Annotated in this window: 16 protein-coding genes; 15 read left to right on the forward strand and 1 reads right to left on the reverse strand. The window is 48.9% G+C overall.

Annotated features, from left to right (window positions below; genetic code table 11):
- The 7 genes from PMI05_RS28370 to PMI05_RS28400 all read left to right on the forward strand — a co-directional run.
- On the forward strand, positions 1 to 318 hold a 318-nt coding region (locus PMI05_RS28370; protein WP_007729438.1), incomplete at its 5' end, for a penicillin-binding transpeptidase domain-containing protein.
- Between the two features lie 11 nt (positions 319 to 329).
- On the forward strand, positions 330 to 2,339 hold the full coding sequence (locus PMI05_RS28375) for a penicillin-binding protein 2 (protein WP_007729440.1): 2,010 nt from the start codon (positions 330 to 332) through the stop codon (positions 2,337 to 2,339).
- A gap of 130 nt (positions 2,340 to 2,469) precedes the next feature.
- Positions 2,470 to 3,321: an AraC family transcriptional regulator gene (locus tag PMI05_RS28380; RefSeq protein WP_007729441.1), complete on the forward strand. Its 852-nt coding sequence runs from the start codon at positions 2,470 to 2,472 to the stop codon at positions 3,319 to 3,321.
- 109 nt (positions 3,322 to 3,430) lie between these two features.
- Positions 3,431 to 4,411 (forward strand): Fe(3+) dicitrate ABC transporter substrate-binding protein, encoded by a 981-nt coding sequence (locus tag PMI05_RS28385; RefSeq protein ID WP_007729443.1) that lies wholly within the window; start codon positions 3,431 to 3,433, stop codon positions 4,409 to 4,411.
- A gap of 71 nt (positions 4,412 to 4,482) precedes the next feature.
- Complete coding sequence (locus tag PMI05_RS28390; RefSeq protein ID WP_007729444.1) at positions 4,483 to 5,475, forward strand: iron ABC transporter permease; 993 nt, start codon at positions 4,483 to 4,485, stop codon at positions 5,473 to 5,475.
- Entirely contained in the window at positions 5,472 to 6,458 is a 987-nt protein-coding gene (locus PMI05_RS28395; protein ID WP_007729445.1) for an iron ABC transporter permease, read from the forward strand. The genes PMI05_RS28390 and PMI05_RS28395 overlap by 4 nt, the downstream gene beginning before the upstream one ends.
- A gap of 98 nt (positions 6,459 to 6,556) precedes the next feature.
- Positions 6,557 to 6,853, forward strand: coding sequence for a hypothetical protein (locus PMI05_RS28400; RefSeq protein WP_007729447.1), 297 nt, complete (start codon positions 6,557 to 6,559; stop codon positions 6,851 to 6,853).
- A 102-nt stretch (positions 6,854 to 6,955) separates the two neighbouring features.
- Here PMI05_RS28400 and PMI05_RS28405 read toward each other — a convergent pair whose 3' ends face one another.
- Entirely contained in the window at positions 6,956 to 7,834 is an 879-nt protein-coding gene (locus PMI05_RS28405) for a proline iminopeptidase-family hydrolase (protein ID WP_007729449.1), read from the reverse strand.
- A gap of 122 nt (positions 7,835 to 7,956) precedes the next feature.
- On the opposite strand from PMI05_RS28405, the gene tnpA reads away from it, so the two are divergent.
- The 8 genes from tnpA to PMI05_RS28440 all read left to right on the forward strand — a co-directional run bounded on the left by tnpA (position 7,957) and on the right by PMI05_RS28440 (position 16,519).
- Positions 7,957 to 8,355 carry an IS200/IS605 family transposase gene (gene tnpA / locus PMI05_RS30470; protein ID WP_081496891.1) on the forward strand — a complete coding sequence of 133 codons (399 nt, stop codon included), beginning with the start codon at positions 7,957 to 7,959 and terminating at the stop codon, positions 8,353 to 8,355.
- Positions 8,327 to 9,415 carry an RNA-guided endonuclease TnpB family protein gene (locus PMI05_RS28410; protein ID WP_052006460.1) on the forward strand — a complete coding sequence of 363 codons (1,089 nt, stop codon included), beginning with the start codon at positions 8,327 to 8,329 and terminating at the stop codon, positions 9,413 to 9,415. Before tnpA ends, PMI05_RS28410 begins: the two co-directional genes overlap by 29 nt.
- A 625-nt stretch (positions 9,416 to 10,040) precedes the next feature.
- Positions 10,041 to 11,036: a beta-ketoacyl-ACP synthase III gene (locus tag PMI05_RS28415; protein ID WP_007729452.1), complete on the forward strand. Its 996-nt coding sequence runs from the start codon at positions 10,041 to 10,043 to the stop codon at positions 11,034 to 11,036.
- A complete protein-coding gene (locus PMI05_RS28420) occupies positions 11,026 to 12,201 on the forward strand; it encodes an ATP-grasp domain-containing protein (RefSeq protein WP_007729454.1) in 1,176 nt (391 codons plus the stop codon). Before PMI05_RS28415 ends, PMI05_RS28420 begins: the two co-directional genes overlap by 11 nt.
- 15 nt (positions 12,202 to 12,216) lie before the next feature.
- Entirely contained in the window at positions 12,217 to 13,218 is a 1,002-nt protein-coding gene (locus PMI05_RS28425; protein ID WP_007729456.1) for an NAD(P)-dependent oxidoreductase, read from the forward strand.
- Positions 13,205 to 14,059: an MBL fold metallo-hydrolase gene (locus tag PMI05_RS28430; RefSeq protein ID WP_238543374.1), complete on the forward strand. Its 855-nt coding sequence runs from the start codon at positions 13,205 to 13,207 to the stop codon at positions 14,057 to 14,059. Before PMI05_RS28425 ends, PMI05_RS28430 begins: the two co-directional genes overlap by 14 nt.
- Positions 14,047 to 15,381: a F390 synthetase-related protein gene (locus PMI05_RS28435; RefSeq protein ID WP_007729461.1), complete on the forward strand. Its 1,335-nt coding sequence runs from the start codon at positions 14,047 to 14,049 to the stop codon at positions 15,379 to 15,381. Before PMI05_RS28430 ends, PMI05_RS28435 begins: the two co-directional genes overlap by 13 nt.
- Positions 15,374 to 16,519 (forward strand): GNAT family N-acetyltransferase, encoded by a 1,146-nt coding sequence (locus PMI05_RS28440; protein ID WP_039961585.1) that lies wholly within the window; start codon positions 15,374 to 15,376, stop codon positions 16,517 to 16,519. The genes PMI05_RS28435 and PMI05_RS28440 overlap by 8 nt, the downstream gene beginning before the upstream one ends.
- Positions 16,520 to 16,565 lie beyond the last annotated feature (46 nt).

Consider the following 16,565-nt stretch of genomic DNA (forward strand, 5'->3'; position numbering starts at 1 on the left):
TATTGGAAGACGAATGTCATACCTGCCGATGTGGCGAGTACGGTGAAGCAGCATTTGATACAGGTCATGGAAGACCCGCGCGGCACCGGACGAGGAGCACGCGTGCCTGGTATTCGCATGGCGGGCAAGACTGGAACAGCTGAGCTGAAACAAAAAAAGGGCGAGCTCGGGATGGAAAACGGATGGTACGCCGTTTTTAATGTAGATGATCCACGTTTGCTGGTTACCATGATGATCGAAGATGTCCGTGGTCGGGGTGGCAGTCATGTACTCGATGCACGTATCAAACGGATTTTCACGAAGGTACTGAAAGAGTAGGGAGAGTAAGGATGAAGGAAGAAAAAAATGATCGTTTGAAACGACTACAAATCGTCTATATCGTCGTATTTCTGATGTTTGTCGTAATCATTTTGAGATTAGCGCAAATCCAAATCCAGCAAGGGAGCGATTATGCAAATGAGCTGGCAGACAGATCGTATAAAAAAGATTACATTCCTGCTATGCGAGGAAACATTTATGACCGCAACGGATATGTCATTGCCGAAAGTCGGCCTTCCCATCTCGCTGTCTTCCGTGAACAAGAGGTCATGGAGAAGAAAGCATACTTTAACCTGGTGGAAAAGCTGGAGAAAATACTGAGCCTCGACAAGGCCACGCTGTTAAAAAAGATGGATGTCGGCTATGCCTACGAGAAAGGCAATTATGTGGAAGCGGCACGGCAATTGCCGCGCTATTTGGAAAAAGAGTTGAAGGTGGATTTGACGGATAAAGAAATCGCGGTGCTGGGTGAGCATCGCGGCGATTTGCCGGGGATTGAAGTGGTGACAAAACCGATCAGGAAATACGATCCCAAGCAAATCGCTGTACAGGCGGTCGGATATGTCCGGCCCTTTCATATTGCTGAAAATGTGAAGCTCGCCTCTTACAAGGATGAGAGTACGCGGTATTTGCCGAACCAGTTAGTTGGATTCGATGGGATTGAGCTATCTTACGAAAAAGAGCTTCGCGGGAGCAACGGTTACCGGATGTATGAGGTCGCAGCAAATCAGACGGTTGTGAAGCAAGTGGAGGAAGTTCCATCCGTCCCAGGCAATCATGTGTATCTCACCATTGATCAGCGGGTACAGCTAGATATCCGGGATTCGATCCGAGCGTTTCTTCCGAAGATGCGTGCAACCATCCCTGAGGCGAGGGCTGCAAAGGGAGCGTACGTTGTGGCAGTCGAGGTCAAGACAGGAAAGGTCGTCGCGATGGTCAGTTATCCGGAATACGATCCAAACGTGTGGATTGAGGGACCGGATCAAAAAATGTATGACGAGATCAAGCTAGCGGTGACGAATGGGACGATTCGGGAATCGCCATACGATACGAGGCCATTGACGGGCGAGGCGGCCATCCAGGAGGGTTACAAGCATCCGGGCTCGATTGTACCATCAGGGTCTGTCCTCAAGCCGATTACGGTATTGCTTGGTTTGCAGGAAGGCATCATCTCTCCCTCCGATCGTTGGAATGATGGAGGGGTGTATCACTATGGTCGTGGAACAGACCGGATTAAGAACGACAGTTCCAAAGCGCATGGCATGATTAGCCCTGCAATTTCCCTGCAAAAATCATCGAATACGTACATGGCGAGAATCGGGGAGGAGCTGTCCCGTCGAAAAGGAAAAGAGTCAGCGTCCGTGCTGCAATCGTACTATCACGCATTCGGATTAGGGGTTCAGACTGGCGTGGATTTGCCGAATGAAAACAAAGGAAAAGAAGACTACTTGGTGATGGATGAAAACTATGGACCATTAGCAGCGATGGTGCAGGCTTCCTTTGGGCAGCAAGTTCGGGCAACGACGATGCAATTGGCACAATATGCGGCGACGCTTGCGAATAAAGGTGTGCGTTTGCAGCCGCAGATGGTAGATAAGATCACAGACGCAGATGGGAAACTAGTGAAAACGTACACGCCAAAAACCATGAGCACCTTCCCTCACCCAGATAAATACTGGGGCATTCTGGAGCAAGGCATGGTGATGGTGACGAAACCAGGGGGAACAGCAGTCCGCGCGTATGAGGGAATGCCGTTTCAGGTAGCAGCAAAGACAGGAACATCTGAGCAAGATATTTATGTACCGGTGACGGTGACAGATGAGAAAACAGGACAGAAAAAGACAAGGTGGAAAATGCACGGCCGCATTACGAATGGTGTCAGCATTTCGTATGCCCCAGTCGACGATCCTGTCCTGGCAGTAGCCGTAATCGTTCCTGAGGGTGGTTATGGGGGCAGATCGGCTGCGATCATTTCACGTTCCGTATACGATGTGTATGACAAGCATATCGGATTGAAATAGCAAGCTGTTCGAAGTGATTCTGTCGAGGATCTACTTCGGGCAGCTTCTTTCATTTACCATGCCCCTCAAATAATGCGTTAGATAGCGTATACAAGCTATAATAGAAGGAATATGAGAGGGGGAAGCACCGTTGATTGCAAAGGAAGCCTATCGACAGTTAAAACAGATGATCTACTCCCTCGACGCGGTCAGTCTTGAGATTTGCCGTCACAATGAACCACTGATCCTCTCACCTGGTCATTCTCATCGAATCGGGTTTGTCAAAAATATAAAAGGAACAATGGAAGAGAGCGGGAAGAGACAGTTAGTTGAGGCAGGAGATGTGTTTTTTAACAAGCCGAAGACGAGCGTTTCTTTGCGGACGGAACAAGACAAAGAGCTGGAGATCTTTTTCATTGAATTCTCCTATTGGATCGAACAAAACGAAACAGGGAAAGAGAGAGTATTTGTTCCGGGGGGAGAAAATTTTCCTCTGGAAGGGACTTTCCGTGTACGCAGTCATTCGCAGGTATTGCATTTAATGGAGGAACTACATAGAAGCTATGCGTCAAATGAGGAGAGAGAGCAATTTCGGCGGAGGTTGTTATTCGAGCGCATTCTGTACATTCTGGTGAAAGATTTTTCTGCGATTGAGAGCAACGAAAATACGATGGCTAGCATCGAGGAAACGATTCTGTATGTCGACCAGCACTATATGCTCAATCTCACGCTAGAGATGTTGGCAGGAAAGGCGAATGTCAGTCCCAGCTATTATTCACGCATGTTCAAAACGTTAAAGGGTGTGAGCTTTTCCGATTACATGACGAGCCTTCGAATCAATCGGGCAAAGGTGCTTCTCCGATTGTCGGGGAGTCGATTGCGTGAGGTGGCACAAAGTGTAGGCTATAACGATGAGTTTTACTTCAGCAAGATGTTTAAAAAAGTCGTTGGCCTATCCCCATCGGAATACGTCAAGACGCATATGAGACAAGATAATTCATGAAATCGAGCAAGATTCTTCATGGTATGGTATAGTGGCTATCGATATAATCTCTATTGAAAATGATTTTCAATTTCGATAGAGTTTTATTTTGGTAGGAGGTTTTCTCATCATGAGAGCAAGACTGTTGTTACCTGGCTTTCTTCTTATTTTTATGGTATCTGTCTTTTTGAGTGGTTGCGGAACAGCGACACAAAATGCACAGGGAACAGCTCCAGCAGCTGCGACCCATACAGAGTCTGCACCAGCAGCTTCAAGTGAAAAACGAGTGATCAAGCATGAGCTGGGGGAAACGGAAATCGTTGGCAAGCCTGCGCGTATTGTCGTGATGGACTTTTCCTTTGCAGATGCTTTGGCGACATTGGGTGTAGCTCCTGTAGGAATCTCTGATGACAATGATGCGAATCTGATCATTCCTGAGGTGAAAGAAAAAGTAGGAACGTATACATCGCTCGGTTCTCGTTACGAACCAAACATGGAGCTGATCAGTTCCCTTGCTCCTGATCTCATCATTGCAGATTTGAACAAACACAAGGCTGTATACGACAAATTGAAGCAAATTGCACCTACTATTGTACTGAATGACCACCAGGCGAACTATGAGCATATGCTAGCCAATTACGCCGTAATCGCGGATGCAGTAGGCATGAAAGAAGAAGGCAAAAAACGCCTGAACGAGCATCAAGCGAAAATGGATGCCATCAAAGCGAAGCTGCCAAAAACAGATGCCAAGCTGAAGGTTCTGCCGGCAGTAGTGAACCCGACCGGATTCTTCGCTCACTCCAATGCTTCCTATGCTGGCTCTCTGCTGGAATACCTCGGGTTGGAGGATGCAGCAAAGAGTGAAGAGGCGTATCCAAAAACCAATCTGGAACAGCTGGTTGCCCTCAATCCAGACGTACTGTTTTTGATGAAAACAAGTGACAAGACGATTGTGGATGAATGGAAGACGAACCCACTTTGGCAAAACATCAACGCCGTAAAAAATGGCAAGGTGTTTGAGGTAGCACGCAATAAATGGGCGCTGTCGCGAGGCTTGATCGGATCGGAGTTAAGTTCGGAGGAAGCAGTAACGCTTCTTTCTGGCAAATAAAAGGAAACTTTTCGGGATGGGTGTCGTAGCTGACATCGATCCCGTCGTTTTTGCGGGAGGAGGTTGTACCTATGGAGGGAGCTTCAAAGGCGGGCATCGTTATTTCGGCAGGAATGCTCCTGCTCGTTTTTGGTTTAGTCGTCAGTATCTCGGTTGGTTGGACAGACATGGGGTTGGTGAGTGGTGTAAAATCCCTTTTTGCCCCCTCTACATCGCAGGAGCATTTGATTGTGACGACACTCAGGCTTCCAAGAGCGCTATTGGCGGTAATCATTGGGGCCAGTCTCGGCGTGGCTGGTGCGATTATGCAAGCAATGACAGGAAATCCGCTTGCTTCTCCACAGACGTTTGGGGTTAACGCAGGTGCATCGATGGCAGTCGTAGCTGCCTTGGTGCTCTTGCCAAATCTCCCGGTGCCATTTTTAGCGCCACTCGCTTTTGGCGGGGCAGTCATAGGCGGATTTGCGGTGTACTATCTCGGTGCGGCTGGGGGGATGACTCCTGTTAAGCTGGCTTTGGCTGGCACAGCGGTCCATCTGTTTCTCGCTTCGATTACAGAAGCGTTCATCTTGTTTCATCAGCACTCTACCGATCAAGTCCTGTTTTGGCTTGCAGGGTCATTGGATGGAGCAGATTGGACGGATGTGAACCGTGTGCTACCTTGGTCGATCGCGGGGCTCGTGGTTGCCTTTTTTATGGCTCGCTCCATCGGCATTATGCGTATGGGTGAGGATGTGGCCAAAAATCTTGGACAACATGTATTTCGGGTACGGATGATCTGTGGAATCATTGTCATCGTACTCGCAGGCTCGGCTGTTGCTGTTGCTGGTCCGATCGGTTTTATCGGATTAATGGTGCCTCATTTGACCCGACTTTTGCTAGGAAGAGAGAGTCAGCTATACCTCCCGATTACAGCGTTACTCGGCGCATTGCTGCTGGTCTATGCCGACGTTCTTGCTAGATTCATTGCGTATCCGTATGAGTCGCCAGTAGGCATCGTGACCGCTTTTCTGGGCGCTCCCTTTTTCCTCTATTTAGTGGGTAAGGAGAGGAGAGCTACATGACACGCAGACAAAGTATTGCACCTGCCCTTCTACTGTTGCTCATCGTCACTGCTGTTATCAGTATCGGAACTGGGGCGGTGTCCATATCACCCCGTGAGGTAGTCGAGTCACTTTTCGGGACGGGGCCGAAAAATCATAGCTTTATTATTGGAGAGTATCGTTTGCCGCGTGTTGTCCTCGGCATGCTGGCTGGAGCGGGATTGGCGGTATCCGGGGCTATTTTACAAGGAATGATTCGCAATCCGTTGGCCTCTCCTGACGTAATCGGCATCACCAAAGGGGCGGGGCTCGCATCTGCCATCGTCATTTTTCTTTTTCCCAAATCTCCGGCTTATTTGCTGCCGTTGGCGGCATTTGGGGGTGCGGCAGTTGTCGCTGCTATTTTGTATGTATACACCGCACGAAAACGCGTTCAGCCCGCTACTCTAGCGCTGGTAGGGATCGCCATCGGGGTCATTTGTCAGGCGGGCATCCAATACCTGATGGTCAAAAATCCGGGGGATGTCAATGCGGCACTGCTCTGGATGGCAGGCAGCTTGTGGGGGCGGGGATGGGAACACGTATGGGCGGTGCTTCCGTGGATACTCGTCTTTTTACCAATTGCTTATTTATTGGCGTACCGGCTCGACGTATTGTCTCTTGGAGATGATGTAGCAGAAGGCTTGGGCGAGGATGTGACGAGACTGCGTGTTGTACTTTTGGTAACCTCTGTCGCACTTGCAGGAGCATGTGTGGCGGTTGTCGGTTCCATCGGGTTCGTGGGTCTGCTCTCACCGCATATCGCTCGTCGATTGGTAGGTGGGAAGCACGCACTTCTTCTCCCGGTCGCTGCTCTGCTCGGTGCTACGCTCATGGTCGCAGCTGATGGGCTAGGCAGATGGCTTTTGCCGCCGATGGAGGTTCCCGTGGGCATCGTGACAGCTGTCATTGGAGTTCCGTATTTCTTGTATTTGATCGGACGAGAGAAAAGAAAAGGAGCATAAAAGAAGGGACCGAATCTTGCAAAAGGACTGCTTGCGAGATTCGGCCTTTCTTTTATGTGGTAAAATATAGCAGGTATAAGGTTGTTAGGGGGATGACTATGGTAGGGATGGAGATAAACGATTTATTAAGATTCGTTTTGATTACTTTTATTATAAGTTTACTCGTTATTTCCGTTGCTTTATTGCTTCAAAAGAAACGAGGCAATCTTGTCAATGGATTCACACTTAGTATGATTTCAGCAATTTCCGTAATCGTTTCTGGAACGAATCTTATGATTATGGGTTATATAGCTGATGAATTTAATCTAAGTGGAGATGCTATGTCCACCTATATGTTTTTCATCATATTAGGGTTAAACATACTTAATTTTCTTCTTTACTTAAAAAAAGAATGAGGGTTCGAATGTTGAAAAAAACGGAAAAACTCGATCGTTCGGCGATACGAAGTCTTTCCGTTTTTTTATATGTCAGGTTAAGCCAGCGAGACTGCGGCGTTTTTATTTCGTATCTGCTTTTTGCAAAAAGCTGCGGATAACTTGCACGTATTCGTCTGTCTCTTCCAGATAGCCGACATGCGAGCTGTTTTCAAAGACATGGAGCTCGGCGTTTGGAACCAGAGACTGATAATAACCTGTCGATTCAGGTGTCGCTTCATCATAACGGCCACAAACGAACAGGGAAGGGATGTTGATTTGATGCAGCTTGGGTGTGTAGTCGAATGTTTTCAGATTCCCTGTCGGGCAAAACTCAGACGGTCCCCACATCGTCATGTACACTTCTTTGTTCGCTTTTGGACGACTTTCTGTCATGGCTGTTGGCATTGGATCAAGGCGGCACACATGGCGCTTGTAGTATTCCTTCATGGCATCCTGGTATTCTTGTGAATCAGTTGTGCCCTGCTCCTCGTGTGTGGCGATGGTTTGTTGCACATCCACTGGCAATTGCTCGATTAAACGATCCGCGTCCTGTTTCCAACGCTCTGCGCTCAGGCATGGGCTGGAGAAAATAATGCTCTGTACCCCTTCCGGCTTGGCATCCACCAAATAAGCTGCTGCCAGCATCGTGCCCCACGAGTGCCCCAGTATGTGAACCTCTTTTAAGTCAAGGGCTTGTCTGATGCAAGCCAGCTCTTCCACAAAGCGCTCGGTTTTCCAAAGAGTCAGATCAGTTGGTCGATCGGAATTTCCTGACCCAAGCTGATCGTAGAAAATGACGGGTCTGTCGCTTCCTAAGACATGAAGCGTTGATTTGAGCGGATCATGCGTATTGCCAGGTCCTCCGTGAAGGACGATCAAGGGCGTTTTCTCCCCTTCGCCGACACGACTGTACCATACTCTTCCGCCAGGAACGTCAATATAGCCTTCTTGCATACTCATCGATAATGCCTCCACTTCAGGTTCATGCTGAGCTTTCCTTCTATCAATATAGCACATGTGAGAGTGCTTTTCTTTTTATACGTATTGTTGCAGTTTGAACATAAAACTGATACGATGATTTTATGGGACAAGAGTATAGACGTACAGCTACCACAGTATCTCTCATCAACTATCATTTTGTTTTCTGCCCTCGTTATCGAAGAAAGGTATTAGTAAAACAGGTGGAAATACGATTCAAGGAACTACTTGAAAAAATATGTCAAGAGAATGACTGGCATCTTGTAGCAATGGAAGTCATGCCAGATCATGTTCATCTGTTCCTGAATTGTCTTCCCGCCGATTCTCCATCAGACGTAATGGCAAAAGTGAAAGGAGTGACCTCTCGAATATTAAGGCAGGAGTTTCAGCATCTTGCTCATTTACCTAGTCTGTGGACACGCTCTTTTTTCGTAAGTACGGCAGGAAACGTATCAAGCGAAACAGTAAGGCTTTATGTGGAAGAACAAAAGAAGAGGGGGTGAGTATGTGCAAGCTTTAACTGTTACGATTCGCCTATTTCCTGATCAACCAGATATTCTCCGTCATTTAGGGAAGGAATATATTTGTGTAGTCAATCAGCTAACAGAACAAGCTGAACAACACGGAGCATTTCCGAAAATGACGACAAAAGATGTAGATACCATTCTTCCATCTGCCGTTTGCAATCAAGCGATTCGTGATGCCAAAAGTGTTTTCCGTAAAATCAAGAAACTAGGTATTCGCCCCATACTTAAAAAATCGGTCTATTTCGTCAACAATCAAAACTACACGGTATCCGACAATACAGTTGCTTTCCCTATCGTTGTAGATGGAAAGACGAAGAAAACAGCATTTCGTGCTACGATGACTAGCCGAGATAGGAAACTGTTAAGCAAAGGAAAATCAGGATTGATGCGTATCATTGAAAAGTCAGGGAAATGGTACGCTCAAATTTCGGTAGAAGTGCCTACAAGCGTAATAAACAACGAAAACATGATGGGGATTGACCTTGGTTTAAAAGTTCCTGCTGTTGCTGTCACTTCTACAGGTAAAACCCGATTCTTCGGAAAGGGCAGACAGAACAAGTACATACGAAGAAAGTACCAACAACGCAGACGAAAACTAGGAAAACTCAAAAAGTTGACTGCCATTCGTAAGTTAGGCAATAAAGAGCAACGTTGGATGAAAGATCAAAATCATAAGATTAGCCGTCAAATTGTCCAAACAGCCATTCAAGAAGGTGTGTCCATCATCAAGCTTGAACGACTAGGGAATATTCGCAAGACGGCAAGAACTAGCCGTAAAAACGCAAAGAATCTACATAGTTGGACTTTCTATCAGCTTCAACAATTCATCTCCTACAAAGCAAACCTTGTCGGCATAAAGGTTGTCGAGGTGAATCCTGCCTATACTTCTAAATCTTGTCCTGCCTGCGGGGAGAAGAATAAAGCGAGAGACAGAAAGTACGAATGTTTATGCGGATTCAACGCTCATCGTGATCGGGTTGGAGCGATGAATATCATGAATCAACCTGTGGCAGATGGTAACAGTCTGTCAGCCTAAGATGCTATAGGCACTGTCTTAGGATGGGCTGATGAGACAGCCCTGAACTTGGGGGAACTACGGTTAGCAGAAATGCACGACCGACTACCACCCAAGAATCCCACTGATATCGAAGGTATCAGCTTGCGGCTTTAGCCGTGGGAGTCTCAAACTTTTTTTAGAATTGATTTAGAGCTTGTTTAGTCCCGCCTTTTATCATCACTGGTATAGAAAGCGATGACAGTTGCTTTCGATGAAAAAGGAGGGATCAACATAAGAAAAAGTGTTGGGTGTCGGCTTGTCAGTTGGGATCACAGGAGCATTAAAGTAGGAATACGAGGCATCTGCGAGTTCGGATAGCTCGACGATGGTTGCGTACGAATCGGCCCTGCATCAAACAAAGGAAGCGAAGAGCATGCACTCACTGACAACGGAGCGAAGCTGCTTACACTGGAGGGAGTCTCAAAGATCGATCATAATCAGCAAATTGGAAATGTGGATAACATAAGAAATCCCGATACATCAAACACTTGGGTAATTAGTACCAAGTGTTTATTCTGTTTACCATAAATCGACAGAGTTATGTAAAATATAGGGCAGATGTCGAATAGTGTGTGAGTAATGCGAGCTAAGGGAGACACAGATTATGGAGAGAAAAATCAAAATCCTTGGAACAGGAAAATACTTACCTACTCGGCGAGTGACAGCGGCAGAACTAGAAGAAAAGCTGGGACTTGCGGCTGGATGGGTAGAGAAAAAGTCCGGGGTAAGTGTCAGGCATTTTGTGACGAACGAAACGGCAGCACAGATGGGAGCCATCGCTGCTAGGCGTGCTTTGGAAGCGGCGGGCCTTTCCCTTCACGATATCGATTGTATTGTATGTGCGAGCGGGACGGCGCAGCAGGAAATCCCATGCACGGCTGCTTTGATTCAGGAAGAGCTTCAACTAAGCAAAACAGGTATTCCTTGCTTTGATATAAATGCGACATGCCTCAGCTTCGTCACTGCACTGGATGTGATGTCGTGCCAGATGGCGGTTGGTATTTACGAGCGAGTCTTGATCATTTCGTCAGAGATATCCTCCGCAGGTTTGAATTGGGAGCAAAAAGAGAGCTGCGTGCTGTTCGGAGATGGAGCTGCGGCTGTTGTCATCGGCAGGACGCCAGAAACAGAAAGCTCCCGCATCTTGGGTTCAAGTATGAAAACATATAGTGAAGGAGCGCATTATTCCGAAATACGGGGTGGCGGTACGTTGATCCACCCGAGCCAATTTGCGCAAGGAAGAGAAGCAGACTTTGCATTTGATATGGACGGACGAAAAATTTTTCGCCTGACCTCGCAATTGATTACCGGATTTGTGGATCGCTTGCTGTCAGGAGCCTCCGTAACCAAGGAGCAAATTCGTACAGTCATTCCTCATCAGGCCAGTGGGATGGCGATGCGGATCATGGCAGGTAAGCTCGGATTTAGCGACCAGCAAATGGTGAACATTTTGGCAGAGCACGGCAATGTCATCGCAGCTTCGATCCCGATGGCGCTGCATGAAGCGATTGGGCAGAATCGGGTACAGCGAGGCGATCACCTGATGCTGCTGGGTACATCTGCCGGCTTGTCTCTCGGGGGAATTGTGCTTGAATACTAAACAATCAGTCTTGCTGACAGGAGGACGAGCTCCAGCTACGTTAGAGCTTGCGCGCTTGCTGGGCTCTGCGGGACATCGGGTCATTGTAGCGGAGAGTGCGCGGCGACATTTATGCCAGCACTCTCGTTATGTAGAGCGCTCCTACCAAGTGCCTCCTCCCCGACAGCTGCCCGATGCTTATATCGAAAAGCTGTGTGAAATCATGCAGCGTGAGCGCATCGATCTTTTGATCCCGACTTGCGAGGAGATATTCTACGTCTCGCGCGGGCGGGATCGCTTGCTTGACTTTGGTGAAGTGCTTGTAGAAGGAATCGAGGTACTGCGTTCGTTGCACGACAAATGGCTTTTTGCCGAAATGGCGAGCGAGGTGGGAGCACTGGTTCCACAGACGGTTCGAGTACAATCTCCTGCTCAATTGCGGGAGGCCATGCTGCAAGCAAGGGGGCCAGTTGTGCTGAAGCCCGTCTATTCTCGCTTTGCAGCTCATGTAAAGATCGTGGCAGACCCGTCCTCTGCGGCAGGGCAGTCCACGCTACCGGAACCGACAGTTAGGCAGCCATGGCTAGTCCAACAGTTTATAAAAGGGAAACAGGTGTGCAGCTACGCTGTTGTTCAGAATGGACAGCTCACCTTGTACGCCGATTACGAAACAACACATACAGCTGGACAGGGTGCCTCGATTCACTTCGCCTATTCAGCCCATCCACAGGTAAGGGACTTTGTTAGTTGCTTCGTGCAACGGCATACGTTTAGCGGACAAATCGCATTTGATTTCATTGAGAATGAGCAGGGAGAGCTATACGTGATCGAATGCAATCCACGCCTGACAAGCGGTGTGCATTTGTTTGCGGGACATCAAGAGGCTGCGACTGCTTATTTTTCGGATCGGGGAAAAACCGTTGTTCCTGCTGGAAAACAAGCTAGTATGCTAGGGATGGCGATGCTGACATACGGCCTCGCTGGCATAACGAATGGCGAGAAGGCAAAGCGTTGGGTGAGCGATTTGCTTTCTGCGAGGGATGTACTGTTTAGGCGGGATGATCCGCGGCCTTTTTTTAATCAGTTCTCCATGCTGGCAGATTTGGCTTGGCAGAGCTTTCGAACGAGAAAAAGCATGATCGCTTGCAGTACGAGCGATATCGAATGGAACGGAGAAGAGGCGTAAGGACGTGAGGAAGAAATGAACAAGCGAGTTCTAGTAACAGGGGCGACGGGGTTTCTCGGACAGAAGCTGGCTACACGCCTGCATGAAATAGGCTATGAGGTAACAGCGCAAGGGAGAGACGAGCAGATCGGCCGGCAATTGCAGGAGCGAGGCATCCAATTCCTTCGGGCAGACCTAAGAGACAGAGAAGCCATGGTGAAGGCTTGCCGCGATCAGGACATCGTGCATCACGCGGCTGCTTTTTCCTCCCCGTGGGGAACGTACCGTGACATGTACGAGACGAATGTGACAGGAACAATTCATGTCATCGAAGGCTGCAAGCAACACGGAATCGAGCGTCTGATCCATGTATCGACGCCGAGTATTTATTTTGCTTTTGACGACAAGCTGGGAATCCGCGAAGATGAGCCGATGCCCGTACTGTTTGCCAATACATACGCACAGACCAAATATCAGGCGGAGCTGGAAGTCGACAAGGCGTTTCTTGCAGGGCTTCGGACGATAACGATTCGTCCTCGGGCCTTGTTTGGCCCAGGGGACAATGCAATCCTTCCCAGATTGATCCGCGCCAATGAAAAGAAGTTCGTTCCGCTGATCGACGGAGGCAAAGCGATCATTGATTTGACGTATGTGGAAAATGTCGTGGACGCGCTGATCTTGTGCATGGATTCTCCAGCGCACACATTGGGACAGGCATACAACATTACAAATGGAGAGCCAGTGACGATGATCGAGGTGTTGTCAGATGTGTTTCGTCGCTTGGAGGTTCCGCTGAAAACGCGCGAACTGCCATATTGGAAGGCGTATGCGGCAGCTTGGGTGCTTGAGACACTCTCCAAGACCGTTTTGGGTTATCGCGAGCCGGTCCTGACGCGTTACTCGGTAGGCGTGCTCGCCAAATCACAAACCTTGGATATCTCAAAGGCGAAGCGCGATCTGGGCTATGAACCGCGGGTGAGCATTGCCCAAGGCATAGAGACGTTTACAGAATGGTGGAGGACGCATGATGGACGTTAAACTGACGCTGATGGATACAGGCTACTGCCAACAGCTCGAGATGTTTTCACGAAAAGGCGGCCGGATGAAAAATATTCCGTTTCACGCCATCGCAGGGCTTATCGAGCATCCCGTCCACGGAATGCTGCTCTTTGATACGGGCTATTCACAGCGCTTTTTTGATGCCACGAGCAAGCTTCCTTATTCGCTGTACGGCAAAATAACGCCCGTATTCTCGGAGGCACATGAGAGTATTTTTGAGCAGCTCGCGGCACGCGGAATCAAAACGACAGAGATAGCAGGTATTCTCATTTCCCATTTTCATGCCGATCATATCGGCGGTCTGCGAGATTTTCCGCATGCGCGACTATACTGCTTCGAGAGTGCCTACAACCACGTCAAAGGAAAGACGGGTTGGGCGGCGCTGCGGGAGGCGTACTTGCCTGATTTGATGCCGGACGATTTCGAAGAACGGGTGACTTTCATTGATCGCGGAAGGCTGGTGACATTGCCTGATGCTTACGCGCCATACACCCAAGGCTACGATTTATTTGCGGATCAGAGTCTGTACATCGTCGATCTGAACGGACATGCAATTGGGCAGTTTGGTGTGTTCCTGCGCGACCGGGATCATGGGGATGTATTTTTGTGCGCGGATGCCGCTTGGTCGAGTGAAGCCTATCGCGGCAACCTGCTGCCTCATCCACTAGCTATGTTGATCATGGCGGATCGACAGGCGTATCGTGAGCATTTGCACAAGCTGCATGTACTATCCCGCCAACGTCCCGACATGAAAATCATGCCGACACACTGCGGGGAAGTCTGGCAAGCCAGCAGAGGAGAGTTCACATGGAGATCATGACGCTCTTGAAGCAGTATGTAAAAACGAAGTGGCTTGCCCGTCGATTTTCCTCGCGTGAGCAGTTAGTAAAATGGCAAGAAGCGCAGGTCAGAGCGATGTTGTCTCGCATTTTTCCAGCCTCTCCTTTTTACCGAAAGAGATTGGTAACGCCAGAACAATGGAGACAGATGGAGCCGGTTGATAAAAAGCGCATGATGGATCATTTTGACGAGCTGAATACGTGCGGGATCAAGAAGGAAGAAGCATTTGCGATTGCACTGAAAGCAGAAACGACACGCGATTTCACTCCCCAATTAAATGGCGTGACCGTTGGCTTGTCTTCTGGGACGTCTGGCAATCGCGGACTTTTTCTCGTGGGACCGCAGGAGCAGGCGAAATGGGCAGGGGTGATTTTGGCGAAAGCACTGCCTGGTCAGCTATGGTCGACACATCGGATTGCTTTTTTCTTGCGAGCGAATAGCAACTTGTATACGGCGGTCAACAGACGTCGCATTCAATTCTCGTTCTTTGATTTGCAAATACCGCTCGATCAGCACCTTGATCACCTGAATCAGTATCAGCCGACGGTGTTGGTTGCGCCAGCCTCGATGTTGAGAATGCTCGCGACTGCCCAGCGTCAAGGGAAATTGCGGATTTCTCCGATTAAGGTGATCTCGGTGGCAGAAGTGCTGGACCCGTTGGATCAAACGTACATCTCAGAAGTGTTTGGGCAGATTGTGCATCAAATTTATCAATGCACAGAAGGGCTGCTTGCGGTGAGCTGCTCACACGGGACGTTGCATGTCAATGAAGACCTCGTGGTGGTGGAAAAGGAGTATCTCGATGAGCAAAAGGAGCGATTCTTTCCGATCATCACAGACTTTTCCCGGACGACACAGCCGGTTATCCGTTATCGATTGAACGACATTTTGACGGAAAAGCGTACGCCATGTTTGTGCGGCTCTGTATTTATGGCGCTGGAATCGATTGAGGGCAGGGCAGATGATCTGTTTGTTTTTCGCCATGAAAACGAAGCGCGATGGATATCGGTCTTTCCTGATTTCATCCGTCGGGCTGTCATTACCTCGTCTGATGAGGTCGAAGAGTATACGGTACGGCAGCTAAGCTACGAGAAAGTTGAGGTAGCACTGCTCATGAAGGATGGGGAAGGACCGTCCACGCAAGAGCAGGAGCGAGTACGCCAAGGCCTGAAGCGAGTCATTGCCGATCAGCAAGGACAATTGCCTGCGATTGTGTTTGCACCGTACGAGTTGGATCTCGGTACGAAAAAATTGCGGCGGGTAGAGAGGATGTTTGTTCAAGGTGAGCAGGCAATTGATTGAATGGTATGAAGGGACCTCGGCGGGGCAAATCCCTTGGGAACAGGCGCAGGATGCTGACTACGTCAAAAGCTATTTGTTGCCCATGATGACGGAACAACCATCCCGCTATGTGCAAAATGTACAAACGCAGATGCATGCACTCCGTGTAGGCGATCGGATCATGCCCGTAACGGTGAACGATACCGAGTATGACAATTCGTATGTCAGTTCGGTGTTTACCCATTACGTGACATATGCGAAGGAAGAGCTAGGCATGCTCGATTCCGTGGCGCTGAGGCGGGTGTTGTCGACTGTACTCACAGGGCTTGGACGCTGGATGAAAAAAAGCCAATGCAATCAAATGGTCATCGTCAACAATTGGCTGTTATCGACGAATCTGTATCATGATGTGCGTGCAGATGAAGTGAAGGACATCACGGAAAACGGCATCCAAAAGTTCCCTGATCATATCATCGCGTTTCGATCTGTTTGTCGCAGGCTGTATCCGGATTTCCACAAGGGACTCGTAGAGAAGGGCTATCTCATGGTCCCCAGCCGCTACGTCTACCTGTTTCACCCCGATTGGCCAGCGCAGGGCAAGTGGCGGGTCCGCAATACGCTCAACCGCGATCGAAAAATGCTTGCCAAATCCGGCTATCGCATCCTGCGTCATGAGGAGCTGGGGGAACAGCATGTCGAGCGAATCGTTGCTTTATATAACGCGCTGTATCTGGATAAATACTCCCAGCATAATCCACAGTTTTCGGTGGAGTTCGTCCAACTGGCGATGCAAAAGAGGATATTGACCCTCATCGGCTTGGAAAAAGACGGACGACTGGACGGCATTCTTGGCTATTTTGAGCGCAATGGTGTCATGACAACGCCGCTATTCGGCTACGATACGACGCTCCCCAAAGAGACCGGACTGTATCGGATGCTGTCATGCCTCTTGGTTCAAGAAGCACAGAGCAAAGGCATCCTACTTCATCAAAGTGCGGGCGTAGGCGCATTCAAAGCGGACAGGGGAGCCGAGGGGGAACCGGAATATACAGCGGTGTATGTCAAACATTTGCCGTTTTATCGTCAATCGGTCTGGAAGGTACTCGCTTTCTTGCTGAATCAAATCGGGATCAAAATGGTGGAGAAGTACCGACTGTAAACCATTTGCACACTTCGACGCTCATCGAACTAACCGTCAGGTACAC

The organism is Brevibacillus sp. BC25 (assembly GCF_000282075.1).
Taxonomy (GTDB): Bacteria; Bacillota; Bacilli; order Brevibacillales; family Brevibacillaceae; genus Brevibacillus.